The 21728-nt window shown below is 34.9% G+C and carries 19 protein-coding genes; 13 read left to right on the forward strand and 6 right to left on the reverse strand.

The window, feature by feature from the left end; genetic code table 11:
- Window positions 1-21: 21 nt before the first annotated feature.
- On the reverse strand, window positions 22-3387 hold the full coding sequence (gene mfd / locus ACFFLS_RS16800; protein WP_379684353.1) for a transcription-repair coupling factor: 3366 nt from the start codon (window positions 3385-3387) through the stop codon (window positions 22-24).
- Window positions 3380-3988 carry a hypothetical protein gene (locus ACFFLS_RS16805; protein WP_379684352.1) on the reverse strand — a complete coding sequence of 203 codons (609 nt, stop codon included), beginning with the start codon at window positions 3986-3988 and terminating at the stop codon, window positions 3380-3382. The genes mfd and ACFFLS_RS16805 overlap by 8 nt, the downstream gene beginning before the upstream one ends.
- Before the next feature lie 295 nt (window positions 3989-4283).
- Here ACFFLS_RS16805 and ACFFLS_RS16810 point away from each other — a divergent pair, with 295 nt between their 5' ends.
- Complete coding sequence (locus ACFFLS_RS16810) at window positions 4284-5222, forward strand: L-threonine 3-dehydrogenase (RefSeq protein ID WP_379684351.1); 939 nt, start codon at window positions 4284-4286, stop codon at window positions 5220-5222.
- 419 nt (window positions 5223-5641) lie between these two features.
- Here the strand turns inward: ACFFLS_RS16810 and ACFFLS_RS16815 are convergent, their stop codons facing one another.
- The 3 genes from ACFFLS_RS16815 to ACFFLS_RS16825 form a co-directional block, all read right to left on the reverse strand.
- Window positions 5642-7522 carry a M1 family metallopeptidase gene (locus ACFFLS_RS16815; RefSeq protein WP_379684350.1) on the reverse strand — a complete coding sequence of 627 codons (1881 nt, stop codon included), beginning with the start codon at window positions 7520-7522 and terminating at the stop codon, window positions 5642-5644.
- A 63-nt stretch (window positions 7523-7585) separates the two neighbouring features.
- The gene (locus ACFFLS_RS16820; RefSeq protein WP_379684349.1) at window positions 7586-9208 is read right to left on the reverse strand and encodes a S8 family peptidase; all 1623 of its coding nucleotides are present in this window, start codon (window positions 9206-9208) and stop codon (window positions 7586-7588) included.
- 135 nt (window positions 9209-9343) lie between these two features.
- Window positions 9344-10201 carry an MBL fold metallo-hydrolase gene (locus ACFFLS_RS16825; protein ID WP_379684348.1) on the reverse strand — a complete coding sequence of 286 codons (858 nt, stop codon included), beginning with the start codon at window positions 10199-10201 and terminating at the stop codon, window positions 9344-9346.
- Between the two features lie 319 nt (window positions 10202-10520).
- Here ACFFLS_RS16825 and ACFFLS_RS16830 point away from each other — a divergent pair, with 319 nt between their 5' ends.
- The 5 genes from ACFFLS_RS16830 to sufD all read left to right on the forward strand — a co-directional run bounded on the left by ACFFLS_RS16830 (window position 10521) and on the right by sufD (window position 15023).
- Entirely contained in the window at window positions 10521-10850 is a 330-nt protein-coding gene (locus ACFFLS_RS16830; RefSeq protein ID WP_012023267.1) for a HesB/IscA family protein, read from the forward strand.
- 87 nt (window positions 10851-10937) lie between these two features.
- Window positions 10938-12386, forward strand: coding sequence for a Fe-S cluster assembly protein SufB (gene sufB, locus ACFFLS_RS16835; protein WP_379684347.1), 1449 nt, complete (start codon window positions 10938-10940; stop codon window positions 12384-12386).
- 7 nt (window positions 12387-12393) lie between these two features.
- Entirely contained in the window at window positions 12394-12882 is a 489-nt protein-coding gene (locus ACFFLS_RS16840; RefSeq protein ID WP_379684346.1) for a flavodoxin family protein, read from the forward strand.
- Between the two features lie 11 nt (window positions 12883-12893).
- Entirely contained in the window at window positions 12894-13640 is a 747-nt protein-coding gene (gene sufC / locus ACFFLS_RS16845) for a Fe-S cluster assembly ATPase SufC (RefSeq protein ID WP_057121683.1), read from the forward strand.
- 66 nt (window positions 13641-13706) lie between these two features.
- A complete protein-coding gene (gene sufD / locus ACFFLS_RS16850; RefSeq protein WP_379684345.1) occupies window positions 13707-15023 on the forward strand; it encodes a Fe-S cluster assembly protein SufD in 1317 nt (438 codons plus the stop codon).
- Between the two features lie 290 nt (window positions 15024-15313).
- Here sufD and ACFFLS_RS16855 read toward each other — a convergent pair whose 3' ends face one another.
- Entirely contained in the window at window positions 15314-16663 is a 1350-nt protein-coding gene (locus tag ACFFLS_RS16855; protein ID WP_379684344.1) for a serine hydrolase domain-containing protein, read from the reverse strand.
- A 219-nt stretch (window positions 16664-16882) separates the two neighbouring features.
- On the opposite strand from ACFFLS_RS16855, the gene ACFFLS_RS16860 reads away from it, so the two are divergent.
- The 7 genes from ACFFLS_RS16860 to ACFFLS_RS16890 all read left to right on the forward strand — a co-directional run bounded on the left by ACFFLS_RS16860 (window position 16883) and on the right by ACFFLS_RS16890 (window position 21608).
- Window positions 16883-18097 (forward strand): aminotransferase class V-fold PLP-dependent enzyme, encoded by a 1215-nt coding sequence (locus ACFFLS_RS16860; RefSeq protein WP_379684343.1) that lies wholly within the window; start codon window positions 16883-16885, stop codon window positions 18095-18097.
- Window positions 18098-18107: 10 nt separating this feature from the next.
- On the forward strand, window positions 18108-18533 hold the full coding sequence (locus ACFFLS_RS16865) for a hypothetical protein (RefSeq protein WP_379684342.1): 426 nt from the start codon (window positions 18108-18110) through the stop codon (window positions 18531-18533).
- A 2-nt stretch (window positions 18534-18535) separates the two neighbouring features.
- Window positions 18536-18961, forward strand: coding sequence for a SufE family protein (locus ACFFLS_RS16870; protein WP_379684341.1), 426 nt, complete (start codon window positions 18536-18538; stop codon window positions 18959-18961).
- Window positions 18962-19142: 181 nt separating this feature from the next.
- The gene (locus ACFFLS_RS16875) at window positions 19143-19553 is read left to right on the forward strand and encodes a GxxExxY protein (protein ID WP_379684340.1); all 411 of its coding nucleotides are present in this window, start codon (window positions 19143-19145) and stop codon (window positions 19551-19553) included.
- A gap of 85 nt (window positions 19554-19638) precedes the next feature.
- Window positions 19639-19962, forward strand: a complete 324-nt coding sequence (locus tag ACFFLS_RS16880; RefSeq protein ID WP_017494560.1) for an SUF system Fe-S cluster assembly protein — start codon at window positions 19639-19641, stop codon at window positions 19960-19962.
- A 107-nt stretch (window positions 19963-20069) separates the two neighbouring features.
- On the forward strand, window positions 20070-20579 hold the full coding sequence (locus tag ACFFLS_RS16885) for a DUF2480 family protein (protein WP_379684339.1): 510 nt from the start codon (window positions 20070-20072) through the stop codon (window positions 20577-20579).
- Between the two features lie 78 nt (window positions 20580-20657).
- Window positions 20658-21608: a DUF3078 domain-containing protein gene (locus ACFFLS_RS16890; RefSeq protein WP_379684338.1), complete on the forward strand. Its 951-nt coding sequence runs from the start codon at window positions 20658-20660 to the stop codon at window positions 21606-21608.
- Window positions 21609-21728 lie beyond the last annotated feature (120 nt).

Below are 21728 nucleotides of genomic sequence, written 5' to 3' on the forward strand. Positions count from 1 at the left end.
CGTGAATTCGTGGCTAAAATTTTACTCCTCAAACAACTCCATCAACTCCAAAGCTCGTTTTATTGACTTCACATTTTCAAAAGTCAATAACAAACGTAATCCGTTTACGGTTTGTTTTTCTTTCATTTTGCAGAGTGAACTTTGTTTTTGAACGAAGTTTAAAACGTTTCTGAATTTCGCAGATTGATAGTAGTCAGATTGTTGGTCTGAAACGAAATAACCAATCATTTTGCCTTGTTTTAAGACCAATTTCTCGATTCCGACTTTCGTGGCAATCCATTTAATTCTGATGCTGTTTAATAAGGCAACAGCTTGTTTTGGCAATGGACCAAAACGGTCAATTAGTTTTTTCTCGAATTCCTGTAAACCAGCTTCGTCTTTTATGGCTCCTAATTCGTTGTATAAAACCAAACGTTCTGAAACATTGTTGATGTATTCATCTGGGAATAATAACTCGAAATCGGCATCGATTTGAATGTCTTTTACGTACTCTTTCGTATCGATGTCATTTTCTTCAGGATATAAATCTTTGAATTCGTTTTCCTTCAACTCCTCAATCGCTTCGTTCATAATTTTTTGGTACGTATCGAAACCTATTTCATTAATGAAACCGCTTTGTTCTCCACCTAATAAATCTCCCGCGCCACGAATTTCTAGATCTTTCATCGCAATGTTGAAACCACTTCCCAATTCGCTGAATTGTTCCAATGCCTGAATACGTTTTCTCGCATCTTCAGTCATCGACGAATACGGTGGGCAAATGAAATAACAGAATGCTTTTTTGTTGCTTCGTCCTACTCGACCGCGCATTTGATGCAAATCTGACAATCCGAAATTATTGGCGTTGTTGATGAAAATCGTGTTGGCATTTGGAACGTCTAATCCGCTTTCGATAATCGTTGTAGCCACCAACACATCAAAATCTCCATTCATAAAACCTAACATCAATTCTTCGAGTTTGGCGCCGTCCATTTGTCCGTGACCAATTCCAACTCTTGCATTTGGAACCAAACGCTGAATCATTCCGGCCACTTCTTTTATATTTTCGATTCGATTATTGATGAAGAAAACCTGTCCGTTTCTTTGAATTTCATACGAAATCGCATCACGAATAATCTCTTCATTAAAACCAACAACATTTGTTTCAATCGGATAACGGTTTGGCGGAGGCGTTGTAATTACTGATAAATCTCGCGCTGCCATTAATGAAAACTGAAGTGTTCTTGGAATTGGCGTCGCCGTTAATGTCAACGTATCAACATTTGCCGCAATCGTTTTGAGTTTGTCTTTTACGTTTACACCGAATTTCTGTTCCTCATCAACAATCAATAAACCTAAATCTTTAAAAACTACATTTTTGTTTACCAATTGATGCGTTCCAATTACAATATCCAGTTTTCCTTCGGCCAAATCTTTTAAGGTCTGCGATTTTTGTTTTGCAGTTCTAAATCGGTTTAAGTAACCAATTGAAACCGGCATATCTTTTAAACGCTCCGAAAAAGTTCTGTAATGCTGATAAGCCAAAATTGTTGTTGGAACCAAAACCGCAACTTGTTTGCTGTTGTCTACAGCTTTAAAAGCAGCACGAATCGCAACTTCCGTTTTCCCGAAACCAACATCGCCACAAACCAATCGATCCATTGGGCGATCGCTTTCCATATCGGCTTTTACTTCGGCCGTCGATTTGGTTTGATCTGGTGTATCTTCGTAAATAAACGAACTTTCTAATTCATTCTGAAGATAACTGTCTGGCGCAAACTGAAAACCTTTTTCTAAACGTCGCTTCGCATACAGCTGAATCAAATTGAATGCAATATGTTTGACGCGCGCTTTGGTTTTCTGTTTTAAAACTTTCCAAGCGTTTGATCCTAGTTTATAGATTTTCGGAGGCGTTCCGTCTTTTCCGTTGTATTTTGAAATTTTATGAAGCGAGTGAATGCTCACATACACAATATCATTATCGGCATAAACCAATTTTATAGCTTCTTGCGTTTTCCCTTCAACCTGAATTTTCTGTAATCCACCAAATTTTCCGATTCCGTGATCAATGTGAGTTACATAATCGCCTACAGAAAGCGCGGTCAGTTCTTTTAAAGTGATATTCTGTTTTTTTGAATATCCGTTTTTGATGTTGAATTTATGATAACGCTCAAAAATCTGATGGTCTGTGTAAGCCGTTATCTGATTTTCTTCGTCAATAAAACCTTGGTATAAAGGAAGTACAATTGTATGATAATGTTTTCTGATATTCTCAGAATTGGCTTCATCTAAACTCTCAAAAATATCATGAAAACGTTTTGCCTGCGTTTCATTCGAACAAAACAGATAATTGACATATCCATTAAAATGATTCTCGCTTAGATTGTTCAGCAATAAGTCAAATTGTTTATTGAATGAAGGCTGAGGCTGAATATGAAATTCGAATTTTTTAGTTGTTTTATAAACGGGTCTTGAAGCCAATTCTACAACTGAAAAATCCAAAGATCTTTTTATAAAGGATGCCTGATTTAAAAACAATTGTTCTGGAGTGGCATGTTTTATTTCTTTTGACAATTTCTCAAAAGCTTCTTGTGCTCTAACAAATTGTTTGTCTAACTGGCTAAAAAGTCCTTCGGTGTTTTGAATAAAAAGAACTGTTTTTTCAGCAATATAATCTAAAAAGCTCTCACGGTTTTCCTGAAAAAGCTTGTTCTCCACATTCGGAATAATCGTGATTTTTTTATGCGTTTCTACAGATAATTGCGTTTCAACATCAAAAGTTCTGATGCTGTCAACCTCGTTTCCGAAAAATTCAATTCTGTATGGATGATCGTTTGAAAAAGAGAAAACATCGACGATTCCTCCACGAACTGAAAACTCTCCAGGTTCTGTAATGAAATCGACTCTTTTGAATTCGTATTCGAATAAAACTTCGTTGATAAAATCAATCGAAATCTTATCATTTAAAGCTACTTTTAAAGTGTTTTTATCGAGTTCTCTTCTAGTAACTACTTTTTCAAAAAGCGCTTCTGGATAGGTAACAATTACAGCCGGTTTTTTTCGAGAATTGATTCGGTTTAAAACCTCTGCACGAAGCAGAACATTTGCATTATCAGTTTCATCTATTTGATAAGGGCGACGGAATGAAGCAGGATAAAACAAAACATCCTGTTCTCCAATCATTTGCTCTAAATCGTTTAGGTAATAAGCCGCTTCTTCTTTGTTGTCTAAAACAATCAAAAAAGGCAGTTCGGTTTTCCTGAAAACAGAACGCAAAATAAAAGAAACAGCAGATCCCAACAATCCGCTGATATTCATTTTTACCTGATTTCCTTCCAGTAAACTTGTGGCAATCTGCTGTGCTTTTGGCAGATTATCGTATGTTGTATATAAGGCGTTTTTACTCAACTTTAGGAATATTTTGATCTAATGGCGGAGCAGAATTCGGAATTGCGCGCGCCGTGTCTAACATTTTTAAAAAATCAGATTCTCCTTGTTCTTTCGGAATCTTGCTTCTTTCGATAATTTTGTCCATTTGCCTTTCTAAAGAAATCAGTTCTTTATTGATTTCTCCAACCAAAAAAACCACTTTATCATCTGGAATTTTATTTAAATGAATAAACAAATCCAGCATTCGGATTTTAGTAATTAAAATTGAAATACGGCTTTTAATATGCGGCTGATTAAATTCAGGCGGTATATTATTGTTTAAAGCCATTGCTTTTCTTGAAATAACTGCCGATTTTTTCTGAAAAGCACCTATTGTTTTTCTAGGTTTATCTCCCAATTCCTGTAGAAATTCTCTCCACTCTTTCCATGAGCTGATTTTTGCTTCAGAAATTTCATTAATAGGATCGTCGATAAAAATCCAGTTTTTATTGATATTATTGAAAATAGCTTCTTTCTTTTTAGCTTCTTTAGCGTTCTCGGCTTTGCGTTTCTCATTTTCATTCTGGCAGGAAATCAACACAAAAAATAAAAGTGCGAAAAGAGATATTTTATGATTCATTTGTAAAACATTAGACTGCAAAGTTACGAAGTAAATTTTACAATTGTAAACTCTGTTTTACTGGAAACGCTACAGATTACAATTGCCTTTTATGCAGATTATAAAGATTATTTTTTCATCTCATAAAAAACAAAAAAACCGTTTTGAAATACAATCGGCGGTTGATAAAGAAAGCACTCTGTCAAGAATTTTGTAAAGAACAAAGTTTTTTATTATTGAATTAATAATTTATGCTTGCAAAAAACAGATGTAATTGCGAAAACGTTATATTTGTGTCTGCAAAAAATAACAAAAAATGAATCCAAAAATATTGATCATTGGCGCCTGCGGTCAGATTGGTACAGAACTGACTCAAAAACTGCGCAAATTATACGGAACCGAAAATGTAATCGCTTCTGATATCCGTAAATTAAATACTGATGTTGTTAATTCAGGTCCGTTTGAAGTGGTCAACGCTTTAGATTTTAACCAGATTGAACATTTGGTAGAAGTACATCAGATTACAGATGTGTATCTAATGGCAGCACTTTTATCGGCTACAGCCGAAAAAAACCCTGCTTTTGCATGGGATTTGAATATGAATTCGCTTTTTCATGTATTGAATTTAGCGAAAGCAAAAAAGATTCAGAAGGTTTTTTGGCCGTCAAGTATTGCCGTTTTTGGTCCGACAACTCCAAAAGAAAACACACCTCAATATACCGTAATGGAACCTTCAACAGTTTACGGAATCAGCAAACAGGCTGGCGAAAGATGGTGCGAATATTATCATAATATTTATGGTGTTGATGTTCGCAGTATTCGCTATCCAGGCTTGATCAGCTGGTCTACTCCTCCGGGTGGCGGAACTACAGATTATGCTGTTGATATTTTCTACAAAGCGATTGCAGATAAAAAATACGAATGCTTTTTATCATCAGAAACCAAAATGCCAATGATGTATATGGATGATGCTATTGATGCAACAATCAACATCATGAAAGCTCCAGCTGAAGAAATTAAAATTCATTCTTCATACAATTTGGCGGCTATGAGTTTTACTCCAACTGAAATTGCTGCTGAAATCAAAAAACATATTCCTGAATTCGAAATTACATATAATCCAGATTTCCGTCAGAAAATCGCAGACAGCTGGCCGGCAAGTATCGATGATGCTGAAGCCAGAGAGGATTGGGGATGGAATCATAAATTTGATTTAGAATCGATGACTAAAGATATGATTGAGCATTTGAGTTAAATTCTTTTCTGCACGATTTAGTATCCATTATAAAATATTGCCTCCAGCTAAAGCTGGAGGTTTTTTATTGTGAAGTTTTTATTGTTTGTCATTTCGACCGAAGGGAGAAATCACACTCGTGAATCCACACAGAGAATCGCCAATCTTTGTCGAGTTTCTAGTGCGATTTCTCCCTTCGGTCGAAATGACAAGAATAGAATCTTTTGAACAGAAACCTAAACTAAATCTCTAAAAGAAGCCAATTGTTTTGTATCTAGCCCCGATCGAGGCGTTATCCTTGCTGGCCCGACGTCGGGCAACAGCGAGATATAGCCGAGAGCGGGAACCATGTATATTAAAATGCCTTTGTGATGCTCCTGAAAATAAAAATGCCGTCTAGAAATTCTAAACGGCATTTTTTTTATTATCAATTTGAAGAATTACTTCACTTCAAAAACATTATTTGCTTGTTTTACATCCGCCATTAAGCCGCTTGGATCGATGGTGATTTTTTTGATTGACGTTTTGTTCTTGTCAATTGTAAAACTATAGTTTTGCTGTGCCCAAGCCCAATCAGCCAAAACGGTTCTTTTTACGTTTGTATTTGGGTTTGGTTTAATGAAATTCATCATTCTTAACGGAATGTAGAATGTTTCAGAAGTTCCGTCTGTATAATCTACTTTTAAGTCGATTGGCATTGGCATTCTTCCGATTCTTTCTAAAGTTACAATTGTTTTTCCAGCATTATCTGCAACTTCTTTTATTCCGTAATCAATCGTATTGGTTGTTTGTGCCCAATCTGTTAAGTACCAATCTAACTCAGCACCTGAAACTCTTTCTGCTGATCTTTTAATATCGTTTGGAGTTGGATGCTTGAATTTGAAATCATTATAATATCTCTTTAATGTTGCATCCAGATTTTCTTTTCCGATTACATATTCTAATTGAGACAAGAACAAACTTCCTTTGATATAAGAAGAAATACTGTATGGACGATTTTCATCGTAACGATCTCCGTGAGTAGTCTGTGGTTGCTCTTTTCCAGAATTTACCAAACTGTAATAAGCAGCATAATTTCCTTTAAACGGATTAACCTCTTTTTTGTCTCCTTTCAATTCATTCAAAGCACTGTCTTCGATGTAAGTTGTAAAACCTTCATCCATCCAAGGATGTTTTGATTCGTTTGAAGCCAAAATATGCTGGAACCAAGAATGTCCTAACTCGTGAGTTGCTGTTCCAAGAATTCCTTCAAGAGTTCCGTTTCCTAACATCAGCGTACACATAGCATACTCCATTCCGCCATCTCCACCTTGAATAAATGAATATTGTTTGTAAGGGTAAGCACCTACTCTTTGGTTGTAATATTCCATTACTTTAACCATCAAAGGCTCTAATTGTTTCCAATTTGCCGTAGTTTTTGGATTGTTTTTATAGAAGAAATGCAAATCGACATCATTTGGTCCTTTTACGATATCATGCGTATATTCTTTATCTGCAGCCCAAGTAAAATCGTGAACATTTGGTGCGATAAAATGCCATGTCAATGTTTTTGCTTTCTTTGGATATGTAACAGTCACTCCTTCTTCTTCGTAACCGTGTCCGATTGAGTTTTTATCTTGAAGATATCCTGAACCTCCAATTGTATATTCTTTATCGATTGTAATTTTTACGTCAAAATTACCCCAAACACCGTGAAATTCTCTCGCAATATACGGATCTGCATGCCATCCTTCGAAGTCAAATTCGGCCAATTTAGGATACCATTGCGACATGGAAAGTTCAACACCTTCTGAGTTATTTCTTCCTGTACGACGAACCTGAACCGGAACTTGTCCATCAAAATCTAGAGTAAAAGTACTTTTTGAATTTGGCAAAATCGGTTTCACCAAAGTAACCTCCAAAATAGTTCCAGAAACTCTCGTTTGAGCCACAGCGCCGTCTTGCTTGAAATTTGTAACTTTTAAAAATCCGATTTCATTTGGTTTTAAAGTCTCAATACGGCTTTGTTTTACTTCTTTTCCATCAGCGTCTTTTACTTTATTAACCATTCTTCCGTCTGGATCTTTTATAAAATGAAGTCTCGCATCCATTTCGCTTCCAGGCTGAAAAGCGTTTAGGTATAAATGATAAAATACTTTTTTTAGCGTATCAGGAGAATTATTTGTATAAACCAATTCTTGCTTTCCTTTATACTGATAGTTTTTAACATCCATCGAAACCTCCATTTTATAATCGGCGTGCTGTTGCCAATATGGGGCATTTTGCGCAAATGTCGAGCTTAAACCTAAACTCAAAAATGAAAGTAAAATAATTTTTCGCATGATTTGTAAATAATAAAAATGGAAGAGCAAATGCCCTTCCATTGGATTAATAGTATATTCTTTTTATTTCTTAGACATTTTTTCTGCCATTAATAAAGCATTGTAAGCATTTACCATCTTCGCTGTTTTTGAAGATTCAGCAGATGAAACTGCAGTCGGATTTTCGCTTTCTCCTAAAACAACTTGAGCAGGAAGTGCTACACCTGAATCCATTAAAATCTTTTTAACTTGAGCAGCTTTTAATTTTGGATAATACGAACGAATTAAAACTGCAACTCCAGCAGCATTTGGAGATGCCATAGAAGTTCCTTGCAAATATTTGTATTTGTTATTTGGAACCGTTGCGTAAATTTCTTCACCAGGAGCAAAAACGTCAACATTTATTTTTCCGAAGTTAGAAAATGGTGCTACTACATTTTTTCCGTATTCTTTATTGATAGCGCCAATTGTAATTACGTTATCCGAAAACTCTTTTACGTTATCTTTAGAATCGTTAGGATAATTGATGTTTTTTGTCTCATCAATATTGTAACCATCGTTTCCTGCAGCATGCACAATTAAAACATCTTTTTTAGCCGCGTATTTAATAGCGTCATAAACCCATTCTTTGTGTGGCGAGAAGCTTTTTCCGAAACTCCCGTTGATTACCTTTGCTCCATTGTCAACCGCATAACGAATTGCCAAAGCAATATCTTTATCATACTCATCTCCATCTGGCACAGCTCTTACGGTCAAAATCTCAACATTGTTTGCTACTCCGTCTCCACCTAGATTATTACCTCTAACTTGAGCAATAATTCCTGCAACGTGTGTTCCGTGAAGTGCTTTTTCTTTATCTGGACCAAAAACAACATTATTTCCGTAACGATTATTTTTAATGTCGTCTGGATTATCGCCTACAACTTTTCTTCCGTCGAATTCTTTATTTAGGTTATAATTCAATTGATCATAAACCTGTTCTCTGTATTCTTCCAAATCAGCTTCTGGATCGAATGTCGGTCCTGCGTTGGTAAAAATCTGAGTCATAATCATCTTACTCTTTGACACTTTGGGATCAGTAGACGTAATCGCACTTAAATCTTCGACTTTATAAGTTGTCTTGTTCAATGCTTTTTTGATAGTCCCATGGACATCTAACAAGAAATCTACTTGCTCCTTGTCTTTTAGAGCTTTATCGTATTTCTCAGTATATTGTGCCAATGCTTCTTTATATTGAGCAGAACCATCATCTCCTTTTTTAACGATACGTGTCATTTCAAGATTTTCGTGTACCGAATTGCCAAGGAAATTCCAACCGTTTACATCATCAATAAAACCGTTCTTATCATCGTCTATACCGTTTCCTGGAATTTCTTTCGGATTCGTCCAAATCATTCCTTTTAAATCTTCATGCTCTATATCGACACCAGAATCTACAATTCCGACAATTACCTTTTGTCCTGTTTTACCTTGAAGTAATTCAGCGTAAGCTTTATCAACACTCATTCCTGGAATTGAATCTTTGATGAGATCCAAATGGCTCCATCTTTTTAGTTCATTTTCTGAAACCGGAGCTTTTTTTACAATTTCTAAAGGAGCTTTTATAAATTCTTTAGATGTAGAAACCTGTGCTTGAACAGTGGCACTGCAGCCTGCTAAAACTAATAAGGCAAAAGCAGATAATTTAAGAGGTTTTATGTGGCTCATGTATGTATATTTTTATAAAAAGTTAAATCAAGGGTCTAAATTATACTTTTTTGTTACAAAAAACTAACCATTAACACTGTGTTATGAAATTATGATGCTTTTTTAAACTTTTTAAAGAAAAATCACAAATCAATTTTAAAGAATTTCCTCGCAGCTAAAAACCTCTTTCAACCTCACTCCTTTTTCAGTATGTTCTACCGTTATAATCTGGTTATGTGCATCGTGTTCCAAAAATAAATAATGATTCTCATCAGCTGCTAAATTCAAAAATTTTGATTTTTCGGGCATCGTCAGCAAAGGCCTTGTATCATACCCCATAACATACGGAAGCGGAATATGTCCTGCTGTTGCTAATAAATCGGCACAAAAAACGATTGTTTTATCTTGATACTTAATATAAGGTATCATTTGTTTTTCGGTGTGACCGTCGACATAATAAATTTCAAAACCAAGTGCAGCCGAAAAACCAAAATCAGAATCAGGTCTTTCAATAAAATGCAACTGTCCGCTTTCTTGCATTGGCAATAAATTTTCAGACAAAAAAGAAGCTTTTTCTCTTGCATTTGGTTGGGTTGCCCATTCCCAATGGCTTTCATTCGTCCAGAATTTTGCATTTTTAAAAGCAGGCTCATATCCTGTTTTGTCGGCATTCCATTGTACACTTCCGCCACAATGATCAAAATGCAAATGCGTCATAAAAACATCGGTAATATCATCGCGATGAAAACCATATTTTGCCAATGATTTATCCAAAGAATGTGAACCCCAAAGCGAATAATATCCGAAAAACTTCTCTGACTGCTTGTCTCCCATTCCGGTATCAATCAAAATCAGACGATTTCCGTCTTCAATTAAAAGACATCTTGCTGCAATATCAATAAGATTATTGGCGTCAGCAGGATTTGTTTTGTTCCAAATTGTTTTGGGCACCACGCCAAACATAGCGCCACCGTCTAATTTAAAATTTCCGGATTCTATTGGGTATAGTTTCATAAGTTCATTTTTAATGCAGAAACAAAGCTAGGAAATCAAATTTCTTTATGCTAAAATCTGTTTAAAAACTTAGAAATAGCAATCTCGAGAAAGCATAAATAGCATAGCTATAATTGAAAGAATAGTTAGACTCATTTTATCAAAATAACTAATATCTATTTTAACATTTGTTATAATAATGTGAACCGTTATGGAAAAAGGTTTTTAAGTCGTATCTTTGCAGACAATTTTGATTTAACATTGAAAACTAGCGTTTTAAATCTGTACTAAATTCATTACAGCCAAAAAATGCCTATTAAAAACAAAACATCTAAGAACAATGATAAAAGTTTCAGATACTGCCAAAAAGAAAATCATCGACTTGATGACTGATGATGGTTTTGACGCCGCAAGCGACTACGTGAGAGTAGGCGTAAAAAGCGGTGGATGCTCTGGTTTGTCTTATGATTTAAAATTTGACAAAACCAAAGGAGAAGACGATAAGATATTCGTAGATAACGATATCCAGATTGCTGTTGAGAAAAAATCATTTCTATATTTAGCCGGAACAATCTTAGAATTCTCTGGCGGATTAAACGGAAAAGGATTTGTTTTCAATAATCCAAATGCAAGCAGAACTTGCGGATGTGGAGAATCATTCTCTCTATAATCAAGAGTTCGAAAACTGTAAAGTCATAAAAACAGAATCGAAGTTCAGATTTTAGACTTTCAAACCTAAAGACAACATTAAAATATAATGAGCAAATACACCGAAGACGATTTAAAAATCGAACTGGAAACTAAAGAATATGAATACGGATTTTATACCAATATAGAATCTGAAACTTTTCCTATTGGCTTAAACGAAGAGATTGTTAGAGCTATTTCTCTTAAAAAAGAAGAACCTGAATGGATGACCGACTGGCGCATCGAGGCTTTTCGTGCTTGGAAAGAAATGATTGAACCAGAATGGGCAAACGTACAATACGAAAAACCAGACTTTCAGGCTATTTCATATTATTCAGCTCCAAAGGCCGTAGACCCTAACAAAACTTTAGACGATGTAGATCCTGAATTATTAGAGATGTACAAAAAGTTAGGAATCTCTGTAGACGAACAGAAAAAGATGAACAATATCGCAATGGATATTGTTGTCGATTCTGTTTCTGTAGCTACAACTTTCAAGAAAACGTTGGCTGAAAAAGGAATTATTTTCTGCCCGATTTCTGAAGCTATCAAAGAACATCCTGAATTGGTGAAAAAATATTTAGGAACTGTTGTACCTCAAAAAGACAACTTCTACGCAGCGTTAAACTCAGCCGTTTTCTCTGACGGAAGTTTCTGTTATATTCCAAAAGGCGTTCGTTGCCCAATGGAACTTTCAACTTATTTCAGAATCAATCAGGCAGGAACCGGACAATTCGAAAGAACTTTGGTTATTGCTGATGCTGGAAGTTACGTTTCATACCTTGAAGGATGTACAGCTCCAAGCCGTGATGAAAACCAATTACACGCTGCTGTGGTTGAATTGATTGCTTTGGATGATGCTGAAATCAAATATTCTACTGTTCAAAACTGGTTCCCTGGAAACAAAGAAGGAAAAGGTGGAGTTTACAACTTTGTAACTAAAAGAGGTTTATGCGAAACTAACGCTAAAATTTCTTGGACACAAGTTGAAACAGGTTCTGCTGTAACTTGGAAATATCCTTCTTGTGTATTAAAAGGAGATAATTCAGTAGGAGAATTTTATTCTATTGCTGTAACCAATAATTACCAACAAGCAGATACTGGAACAAAAATGATCCATTTAGGTAAAAACACTAAATCGACTATTATTTCTAAAGGTATTTCGGCTGGAAAATCGCAAAACAGTTACCGTGGTTTAGTACAGATTTCTCCAAGAGCAGAGAACGCTAGAAACTTTTCTCAGTGTGACTCTTTGTTAATGGGTAATAATTGTGGAGCGCATACTTTCCCATATATCGAAAGTAAAAATCCATCGGCTAAAATCGAGCACGAAGCAACAACAAGTAAAATTGGAGAAGATCAAGTTTTTTATTGCAACCAAAGAGGTATCCCTACTGAAAAAGCGATTGCCTTAATTGTAAACGGTTTCAGTAAAGATGTATTGAACAAACTTCCGATGGAATTTGCAGTTGAAGCGCAAAAATTATTAGAGATTTCTTTAGAAGGTTCTGTAGGGTAATTTGAAGATGGAAAATAAAAAAGTCATCATTTTAGGTTCTTCCAGAAAAAACGGAAACACAACCAAAATTGTGGATGAAATTGCGAAAGAACACAACATTGATGTAATAAATCTAAGTGATTACAATATTTCATATTACGATTACGAAAGCAAAAATATAGACGATGATTTTTTGCCTTTAATTAGAGGAATTATTGAAAAATACGACACCTTAATTTTTGCAACGCCAATTTATTGGTACAATATGAGCGGAATTATGAAGGTCTTTTTCGATAGGATTTCAGATTTAATCCGAATTGAAAAAGAAACCGGACGAAAACTTAGAGGAAAGAAAATTGGAGTGATTACAAATTCACACGATAATGAAATCGAAGATAGTTTTTACATCCCGTTTCAAAAATCAGCCGATTATTTAGGCATGGAATATTTAGGACACGCGCATTTTAATGCCAACATCCTAAACCAACAAACAAAAATAGAATTGACATTTATATAAAATAAAGAACAATGTTATCAATAAAAAACCTTCACGCCGCGATTGGTGATAAAGAAATCCTGAAAGGAATTAATATAGAAGTTAAAGCTGGAGAAGTTCACGCGATCATGGGACCAAACGGTTCTGGAAAAAGTACACTTTCTGCAGTTATTGCAGGAAACGAAAACTATGAAGTTACAGATGGAGAGGTAATTCTTGACGGAGAAGATCTTGCTGATTTAGCTCCAGAAGAAAGAGCACACAAAGGTGTTTTCCTTTCGTTTCAATATCCGGTAGAAATTCCTGGAGTTAGCGTTACTAACTTCATGAAAACAGCTATCAACGAAACTCGTAAAGCAAACGGACAAGAAGAAATGCCGGCTAACGAAATGTTGAAAGTAATTCGTGAGAAATCTGAATTATTGGAAATCGACCGTAAATTTTTATCTCGCTCTTTAAATGAAGGTTTTTCCGGAGGAGAGAAAAAAAGAAACGAAATCTTCCAAATGGCAATGTTAGAGCCAAAATTAGCTATCCTTGACGAAACAGATTCTGGTCTTGATATCGATGCTTTAAGAATTGTTGCAAATGGTGTAAACAAATTAAAAAGCGAGAAAAATGCAATTATCGTTATCACGCACTACCAACGTTTGCTAGATTATATCGTTCCTGATTTCGTTCACGTGCTTTACAACGGAAGAATCGTTAAATCTGGCGGAAAAGAATTGGCTTACGAATTAGAAGAAAAAGGATACGACTGGATCAAAGCAGAGAACTAGTTTGCAGTTACAGTTTACAGTTTGCAAAAACTCATAACTCATAACTCATAACTTACAACTAAAGAAATGGATTTAAAAGAAAAATTAGTATCGTCTTTTATGGCTTTTGAAGAGCGTGTCGATGTACATTCAGATTTACATGACATACGCACAAATGCTTTAAAAAACTTCGAAAATAAAGGTTTCCCAACCAAAAAAGAAGAAGCTTGGAAATATACATCGCTAAATGCCATCTTAAAAAATGACTTTACGGTTTTTCCAAAGCAGGAAAGTGCAATCGAATTCAATCAGGTAAAAAAATACTTTTTACATGAAATTGACACTTATAAATTAGTATTTATCGATGGTGTTTTTAGCTCGCATTTGTCTGCTACAACACACGACGGAATCGATGTTTGTTTGATGTCATCGGCATTAACCAAACCAAAATATAAAATGGTTATTGACACCTACTTCAATCAAATTGCAAGCAAAGATGACAGCTTGACTTCATTGAATACGGCTTTTGCAATGGAAGGTGCTTTCATCAATATTCCGAAGAAAAAAGTAGCGGACAAACCAATTGAGATTATGTATTTCTCAACTGGAAATGAAGCTGCCTTAATGGTTCAGCCAAGAAATTTGGTTATTGTGGGCGAAAATTCACATGTTCAAATTATCGAGCGTCACCAAAGTTTGAATGAAAATCCGGTTTTAACCAATTCGGTTACAGAGATTTTTGCTCAAAAACGTGCGATTGTTGATTATTATAAAATTCAAAACGATAACAACGAAGCAAATCTTGTTGACAATACTTATGTTTCGCAACAGCAAGAAAGTCATGCTTCTGTTCATACTTTCTCATTTGGAGGGAATTTAACTCGTAACAACTTAAACTTTTACCATTTCGGAGAAAGATTGACAAGTACGCTGAACGGAATCTCTATTCTGAATGACAAACAACACGTTGACCATTATACGCTAGTAAACCACGCACAACCAAACTGCGAAAGTTTCCAAGATTATAAAGGAATTTTCTCCGATCGTTCGACTGGAGTTTTCAACGGAAAAGTTTTGGTTGAAAAAGAAGCTCAAAAAACAAATGCTTTCCAAAAAAGCAACAACATTTTATTGAGCGACAAAGCAACAATCAACGCAAAACCTCAATTAGAGATTTTCGCTGATGACGTAAAATGTTCTCACGGATGTACGGTTGGACAGCTTGATGAAACAGCAATGTTCTACATGCAGTCACGCGGAATCCCGAAAAAAGAAGCTAAAGCTTTATTGATGTACGCATTCTCAAATGCCGTTATCGAAAGCATTAAAATACCCGAATTAAAACAAAGAATTACTAAAATCATTGCCATGAAATTGGGCGTGAATTTAGGGTTTAATTTGTAGTCGAGGTTTTACCGCAAAGACACAAAGGTTACGCAAAGTTCGCAAAGGTTTTTTATTAAGCTTTGCGAACTTTGCGCTTTTATACCTTGCTCCCGATAGCTATCGGGATTGCGGTTAAATTTTATCCCTAATTTTTATTATTGACAATATAATCCCTAAGAAAAATAATCCCAATCCAAGCAATAAACAAATTGTATTAAATGGATGACCAATATTGGTAGACCATGCAAATGCATTTAATACAAAACCAATTATTATTATAATAAATGGATGAAATAGCTTCTTCATAATTATTTCTTCACACTATCAATCACCTCTCTCAAAAAACCATTAAAATCAAATCCAGGTTCTTCTTCTCTTACTCCCATTCTCACGATTACCATATCTAATGACGGAATAATCGCCACCATTTGCCCCTGGTAACCACTGCAATAATACATATCACGAGGAACATCAGGGAATTTTCCTCCAGCGTTTAGCCAGAATTGTGCTCCATATTTTCCTTCAGAAGTATTCGTTGGTGTTGATGTATATTTTACCCAACTTTCATCCAAAATTTGTTCGCCGTTCCAGTTTCCTTTTCTTAGATATAACAATCCGAATTTTGACCAATCGCGTGGCGTTGCCCATCCGTAAGACGAACCAACAAAAGTTCCTGACATATCTTGTTCTACAATCATTGAGTTCATTCCGATTTTGTCGATTACAGCACTGTACCAAAAATCTAGATATTCCTGCTGTGTTTTAAACTGACTTCTTAATATCCTGCATAATAAATTGGTCGTTCCAGAAGAGTAATTCCAATGTGTATTGGGTTTAAATTGTGCTGGTTTATCCAACTGTACTTTCCCCATATCTTCGGCTTGAAAAAGCATTTTTGTAGCATCACAAATTGTAGTGTAATTTTCTTCCCACTCTAAACCAGAATTCATGTGAAGCAAATCATTAATTGTAATATTCTTGCGTTCATCATTTTTCCACTCTGCAACTGGAGCAGGTTTGTAAATATCGATTTTCCCTTGTTTAGCCAGAACGCCGAAAGCAGAATTTGTGATGCTTTTAGTCATTGACCAGCCTAAAATTTTATTGTCTTTATTGAATCCCGTATCATATTTTTCGGCAATTAAGTGATCTTTATACAAAACTACAACGGCACGTGTTCTTTTAATTCTTGCTCCTGTTTTGTCAAATGCATTATCTAATGCTTTTTTTAGTTTTGAATAATCAACATTTGAAAACACAGTATCTTTTGGTTCATTATTTCCATATGGAAAAAGAAGCTTGTTTTCAAGTTTTGTTCTCTTTGGAAGCAAATAGGGTTTTGAAGTATCAAAATCATAATTAATCAAAATCGCTCCCAAACCTTCACGGTAAATCGCTTTTCGTTCTTTTAACCCATAAACCGTTGAAGTGGCAAACTTTCCTTTTTCATCAATCGAATTTTTAGCCAAATCAATGAGCTTGATATCATTGTCTGTTTTTTCAATTAAATCCAACGGACGATTATCCATAAAATGTCCTGAAGCAACACTTTTGGCAGCGAAACCAGAAATCAAATCAAGCTTCGGATAATTCGTAAATCCGAAATACAAAAAAGCGAGAACCACTACGAGCAGTAGTACTTTGAGAAATTTTTTCATGATAGGTTAGTATTTTTATTGCAATATAAATAATTTATGTTCACGATATTAGAACTCAAATCACAAATCTGTTTGAGATAATTCAGAAAACAGAATCAATTTTTACCAAATCAGCATTTACGCATCACGACAATGGCGTCATAAAAGGAAATTATAGAATTCCTGTATAAACAAATTTAGTTTTAGTACTTTTGTAGATAGATTTTTTCTAAATAAGACATGCTAGATATTCAAAAAATAAGAGCTGATTTTCCAATACTTTCACAAACTGTAAACGGAAAGCCATTAGTATATTTCGACAACGGAGCGACTTCGCAAAAACCACAAGTTGTGATTGATGCAGAAGTAAAATACTATAACGAGATCAACGCTAACATTCACCGCGGCGTTCACACTTTAAGCCAGTTAGCGACTGATGCTTATGAGATTTCTCGCGGAAAAGTAAAAGAGCATATCAATGCAAAACATGCACACGAAGTACTTTTTACTTCGGGAACAACACACGGAATTAACCTAGTTGCAAACGGTTTTGCTTCAATTCTAAAACCTGGTGATGAAGTTGTGGTTTCTTCTTTGGAACATCATAGTAATATTGTTCCTTGGCAGATGTTATGTGAAAAAACTGGTGCTATTTTGAAAGTAATTCCAATTGATCAAAATGGAGAGCTAATCGTTTCAGAGTTTGATGCTTTACTTTCGGAAAAAACGAAAATTGTTACCGTAAATCATATTTCAAATGCATTGGGTGTAATCAATCCAATCAAATATATTATTGATAAAGCGCATGCTGTTGGTGCTGCAGTTTTAATTGATGGCGCTCAGGCCGTTCCACATTTAAAACCAGATGTTCAAGAATTAGATTGTGATTTTTATGCTTTTTCTGGTCATAAAATGTGTGGTCCAACCGGAACGGGAATTCTTTACGGGAAAGAAGAATGGTTGAACAAACTTCCTCCTTATCAAGGTGGAGGCGAAATGATTAAAGAAGTTACTTTCGAAAAAACAACTTACGCAGATTTACCTCATAAATTTGAAGCCGGAACGCCAAATATCGCTGGCGGAATTGTTTTAGGAACTGCTATTGATTATTTAAACGAGATTGGTTTTGATAAAATTCATGAATATGAAAATGAATTGTTAGAACACGCTACAAAACGCCTTAACGAGATTGAAGGCATCCGAATTTACGGAAACACTAAAAATAAAGCTTCTGTAGTTTCGTTTAATATTGATGGAATCCACCCATATGATATTGGTTCTATTATCGATAAATTAGGAATTGCAGTTAGAACCGGACATCATTGCGCACAACCCATTATGAATTTCTTCTGTATTCCAGGAACGATTCGTGCTTCGTTTTCTTTCTATAATACAAAAGAAGAAATTGATGCCATGGTGGATGCGGTTAAGAAAGCTCAAACCATGTTAAGCTAAAATCTATTTTATGAGAATATTATCTTTATTGCTTTTAACCCTTTTTATTGCAACAGGATGCTGCAGTCAGAAAAAAACAGATATGACTTCAACTCAAATTGAATATTCAGCAATGTCCAGAGGGTATTACAAAAGCATTGTAGTACAAAATAAATCCGTTTCAGTTACCAAAGAACGTAACGGTGAAGCTGTCCAAAGCAAGATTGATGATACAAAATGGAACGAAATAGTTGCAGCATATTCAAAAGTAAATTTAGACAATCTTTCTTCTCTAAAAGCTCCAACTGACAAACGTACATATGATGGTGCAGCAATAGGAAATTTAAAAATAACTAAAGACGGAAAAACATACGAAACACCAGGGTTCGACAACGGTTTTCCACCAAAAGAAATCGAAAAACTAGTAAATTTATTAGTTGATTTTGCTAAAGAATAATTATGACAATAAAAGAAATACAAGACGAAATAATAGACGAATTTTCAATGTTCGACGATTGGATGCAACGTTATGAGTACATTATCGAACTCGGAAAAACGCTTCCGTTAATCAAAGAAGAATACAAAACCGACGATAATTTAATCAAAGGTTGTCAGTCAAAAGTTTGGTTGCAAGGCGAACAGAACGATGACAAAATTGTTTTTACAGCCGACAGTGATGCTATTTTGACGAAAGGAATAATCGCGATTTTAATTCGTGCTTTCTCGAATCAAAAAGCAAAAGACATTCTGGAAGCGGATACTGATTTTATTGATGAAATTGGATTAAAAGAACATTTATCTGCAACGCGTGCCAACGGTTTGGTTTCGATGATTAAAAACATCAAAATGTACGCTTTGGCTTTTGATGCTAAAAACAAAAATTAAGAAATTTTAAACCATATAAGTGATATAAGGAAATTTAAGTGTTGTGCTTAAATTAATTGTATTGATAAGTATAAGAAATATAAGTACCTATTTAAATGAACTTATACAACTTATATGGTGGAAAATAAATAGTGTAGGTTTTATCTTTCTTTTTTATTTCTTATTATTGCTAAAAAAGCAGATGATAACAAAGAAATATTTGACTGATTTAATTTATCAGGTTAACGGAGCGGCAATTGAAGTTCATAAAAGAATTGGAGCAGGACTTTTAGAAAGTATTTATCATCAATGTATGATTAAGGAATTGTCCTTACGAGGAATTAATTTTAAATCTGAATTAGTGATTCCTTTAGAATACAAAGGTTTAGAATTAGAGTCAGATTTAAGATGCGATTTGTTTATTGAGAATTGTTTAGTTCTTGAATTAAAATCAGTCGATCAAATTATACCGATTCATGTTGCAAAATTGATGTCTTATATGAAACTTTTAAAGTCTCCAATAGGTTTAATGATAAACTTTAATGTTACAAATATTTATCACGAAGGCCAAAAAACATACGTCAACGAACTATATCGTTGGCTGGAAGATTAAATTTAAAAATAAAGCATCTATATTTTATTTAAGTGCACAGTTTTAAATGAACTTATATAACTTATATGGTGAAAAAACAAAAACAATGGAACAAGAAATAGACACAAACGAATTAGGAGAATCAATCGTAAAAGTTTTAAAAGGAATTTACGATCCTGAGATTCCTGTAGATATTTACGAACTAGGACTAATCTACGACGTAATGGTAAATACCGATTACGAAGTAAAAATCCTTATGACATTAACTTCTCCAAACTGCCCGGTTGCAGAAAGTCTTCCAAGAGAAGTAGAAGAGAAAGTAAAAACAATCGAAAACATCAAAGATGTAGATGTTGAAATCACTTTCGATCCGCCTTGGAGCAAAGATTTAATGAGCGAAGAAGCGAAGTTAGAATTAGGAATGCTTTAATAATTTGTTTCAGGTTTAAAGTTTCAAGTTGTGCGTAACGTGACTCGAGAGCTTTGCTCGAACAGGCGAAGCAAACCTGAAACTTTAAACTTGAAACCATTTTTCACATGGAAGAAATCATCAATAAAGTAGCCAATAGTGCTTTAGAAGTTTTTGATTTAGAAGATTATTATCCGAAAGGAATGCGTGTGCAGATTGACATTTCGCAGTGGCTTTTGGAGGGATTTTTATTAAAAGAAAAAGACTTTAGAGAACATCTCAAAAATCACGATTGGTCACAATATCAAGATCAATATGTTGCTGTAAACTGCAGCACGGATGCTATTATTCCGGCTTGGGCTTTAATTTTAGTGAGCGTTCATTTGGCACCTTTTGCTAAAAAAGTAGTAAACGGAACTATAGAAGACTTGGATGCCAGTCTATACGAAGAAATCCTAAGCAAAATCGATTATTCTGTTTACAAAAGTAAACCCGTTATCGTAAAAGGCTGTTCTAGAAAACCGGTTCCTATGCGTGCTTACATTTTGGCAACAAACTATTTACAACCATTTGCCCGAAGCATAATGTATGGCGAGGCGTGTTCTGCCGTTCCTTTGTACAAAGAATCTAAGAAATAACCTTCAACTACAGACAATTTATCCCTTACTTTTCCGTTGGTTTTAGTATATTTGATGATACACTTAAATTAAAAAACCATGAGAAAGATAGCATTTTTACTATGCATCGTGGCGAACTTTACTTTTGTTCAGGCACAAAACTCAGAAAAAGAACTCATTCAGAATACCGAAAAAGCGGTCAAAAAAATAAACGATACGATTGAAGGTCAAGGCTGGAAGAGTAAAGGGAATTTTTCTTTATTACTAAATCAGTCCAGTTTTAATAACTGGATTGCCGGTGGTGAAGACAGTTTTTCGGGAACTCTTGGTGTTAATTACGACCTTAATTACAAAAAAGACGATTTAACCTGGGACAATAAGATTTTGGCCTCTTATGGTTTACTACAAACTAAAAATGCCGATTTCGAAAAGAAAACAGATGACCGTTTCGAACTCAATTCGATAGTCGGAAAAAGAGCTTTTGGCCAATGGTATTACTCTTATTTTCTGAACTTTAGAACTCAGTTTACCACAGGTTATATTTACGGTCAGGACGAAAACGGAAAAGAAATCCGAACAGAAAATACAAAGTTTATGTCTCCTGGTTATCTTACAACCGGTCCCGGAATTTACTGGACAAAAGATTCTAACCTAAAAGTAAACTTTGCTCCCTTAACTTCAAAATTTACATTTGTAGACAGTAGATATACATCAGGAATTAATCAAAATACAGGACTTCCTTATGTAGACGGAACTTATTTTGGTGTAGATGCCAACAAAAGCATGCGTTACGAATTAGGTTTTTATGCTTCCGTTTATTACAAACTGGCTATTATGACCAATGTAACCGCAGAAAACACCTTAAACCTCTATTCAAATTATCTTGAAGACCCACAAAACGTAGATATGGATTACTCTTTGAATATCATCATGAAAGTAAACAAATACCTCTCAGCTAATTTCTCATTTCAGGCAATTTACGATGACAACGCTTTCCGAGGATTCCAAACCAGACAAGTATTCGGTCTTGGAGTAAACTTCGGATTCTAATAATCAGGAGCAGTACAAAAGGTATTTTAACAAACATGGTTTCCCGCTCTCGGCTATATCTCGCTGTTGCCCTCTCGGGCCAGCAAGGATAACGCCTCCATCGGGGCTAGATACAAACAA

Origin of the sequence: Flavobacterium procerum, from assembly GCF_042431625.1 — a bacterium.
GTDB classification, from domain to species: Bacteria; Bacteroidota; Bacteroidia; order Flavobacteriales; family Flavobacteriaceae; genus Flavobacterium; species Flavobacterium procerum.

What these genes read in the sequence shown, in the direction of transcription:
- ACFFLS_RS16805 (WP_379684352.1), bottom strand. Translation starts at nt 3,988, where the DNA reads ATGAATCATAAAATATCTCTTTTCGCACTTTTATTTTTTGTGTTGATT.
- ACFFLS_RS16810 (WP_379684351.1), top strand. Translation starts at nt 4,284, where the DNA reads ATGAATCCAAAAATATTGATCATTGGCGCCTGCGGTCAGATTGGTACA.
- ACFFLS_RS16815 (WP_379684350.1), bottom strand. Translation starts at nt 7,522, where the DNA reads ATGCGAAAAATTATTTTACTTTCATTTTTGAGTTTAGGTTTAAGCTCG.
- ACFFLS_RS16820 (WP_379684349.1), bottom strand. Translation starts at nt 9,208, where the DNA reads ATGAGCCACATAAAACCTCTTAAATTATCTGCTTTTGCCTTATTAGTT.
- ACFFLS_RS16825 (WP_379684348.1), bottom strand. Translation starts at nt 10,201, where the DNA reads ATGAAACTATACCCAATAGAATCCGGAAATTTTAAATTAGACGGTGGC.
- ACFFLS_RS16830 (WP_012023267.1), top strand. Translation starts at nt 10,521, where the DNA reads ATGATAAAAGTTTCAGATACTGCCAAAAAGAAAATCATCGACTTGATG.
- sufB (WP_379684347.1), top strand. Translation starts at nt 10,938, where the DNA reads ATGAGCAAATACACCGAAGACGATTTAAAAATCGAACTGGAAACTAAA.
- ACFFLS_RS16840 (WP_379684346.1), top strand. Translation starts at nt 12,394, where the DNA reads ATGGAAAATAAAAAAGTCATCATTTTAGGTTCTTCCAGAAAAAACGGA.
- sufC (WP_057121683.1), top strand. Translation starts at nt 12,894, where the DNA reads ATGTTATCAATAAAAAACCTTCACGCCGCGATTGGTGATAAAGAAATC.
- sufD (WP_379684345.1), top strand. Translation starts at nt 13,707, where the DNA reads ATGGATTTAAAAGAAAAATTAGTATCGTCTTTTATGGCTTTTGAAGAG.
- ACFFLS_RS16855 (WP_379684344.1), bottom strand. Translation starts at nt 16,663, where the DNA reads ATGAAAAAATTTCTCAAAGTACTACTGCTCGTAGTGGTTCTCGCTTTT.
- ACFFLS_RS16860 (WP_379684343.1), top strand. Translation starts at nt 16,883, where the DNA reads ATGCTAGATATTCAAAAAATAAGAGCTGATTTTCCAATACTTTCACAA.
- ACFFLS_RS16865 (WP_379684342.1), top strand. Translation starts at nt 18,108, where the DNA reads ATGAGAATATTATCTTTATTGCTTTTAACCCTTTTTATTGCAACAGGA.
- ACFFLS_RS16870 (WP_379684341.1), top strand. Translation starts at nt 18,536, where the DNA reads ATGACAATAAAAGAAATACAAGACGAAATAATAGACGAATTTTCAATG.
- ACFFLS_RS16875 (WP_379684340.1), top strand. Translation starts at nt 19,143, where the DNA reads ATGATAACAAAGAAATATTTGACTGATTTAATTTATCAGGTTAACGGA.
- ACFFLS_RS16880 (WP_017494560.1), top strand. Translation starts at nt 19,639, where the DNA reads ATGGAACAAGAAATAGACACAAACGAATTAGGAGAATCAATCGTAAAA.
- ACFFLS_RS16885 (WP_379684339.1), top strand. Translation starts at nt 20,070, where the DNA reads ATGGAAGAAATCATCAATAAAGTAGCCAATAGTGCTTTAGAAGTTTTT.
- ACFFLS_RS16890 (WP_379684338.1), top strand. Translation starts at nt 20,658, where the DNA reads ATGAGAAAGATAGCATTTTTACTATGCATCGTGGCGAACTTTACTTTT.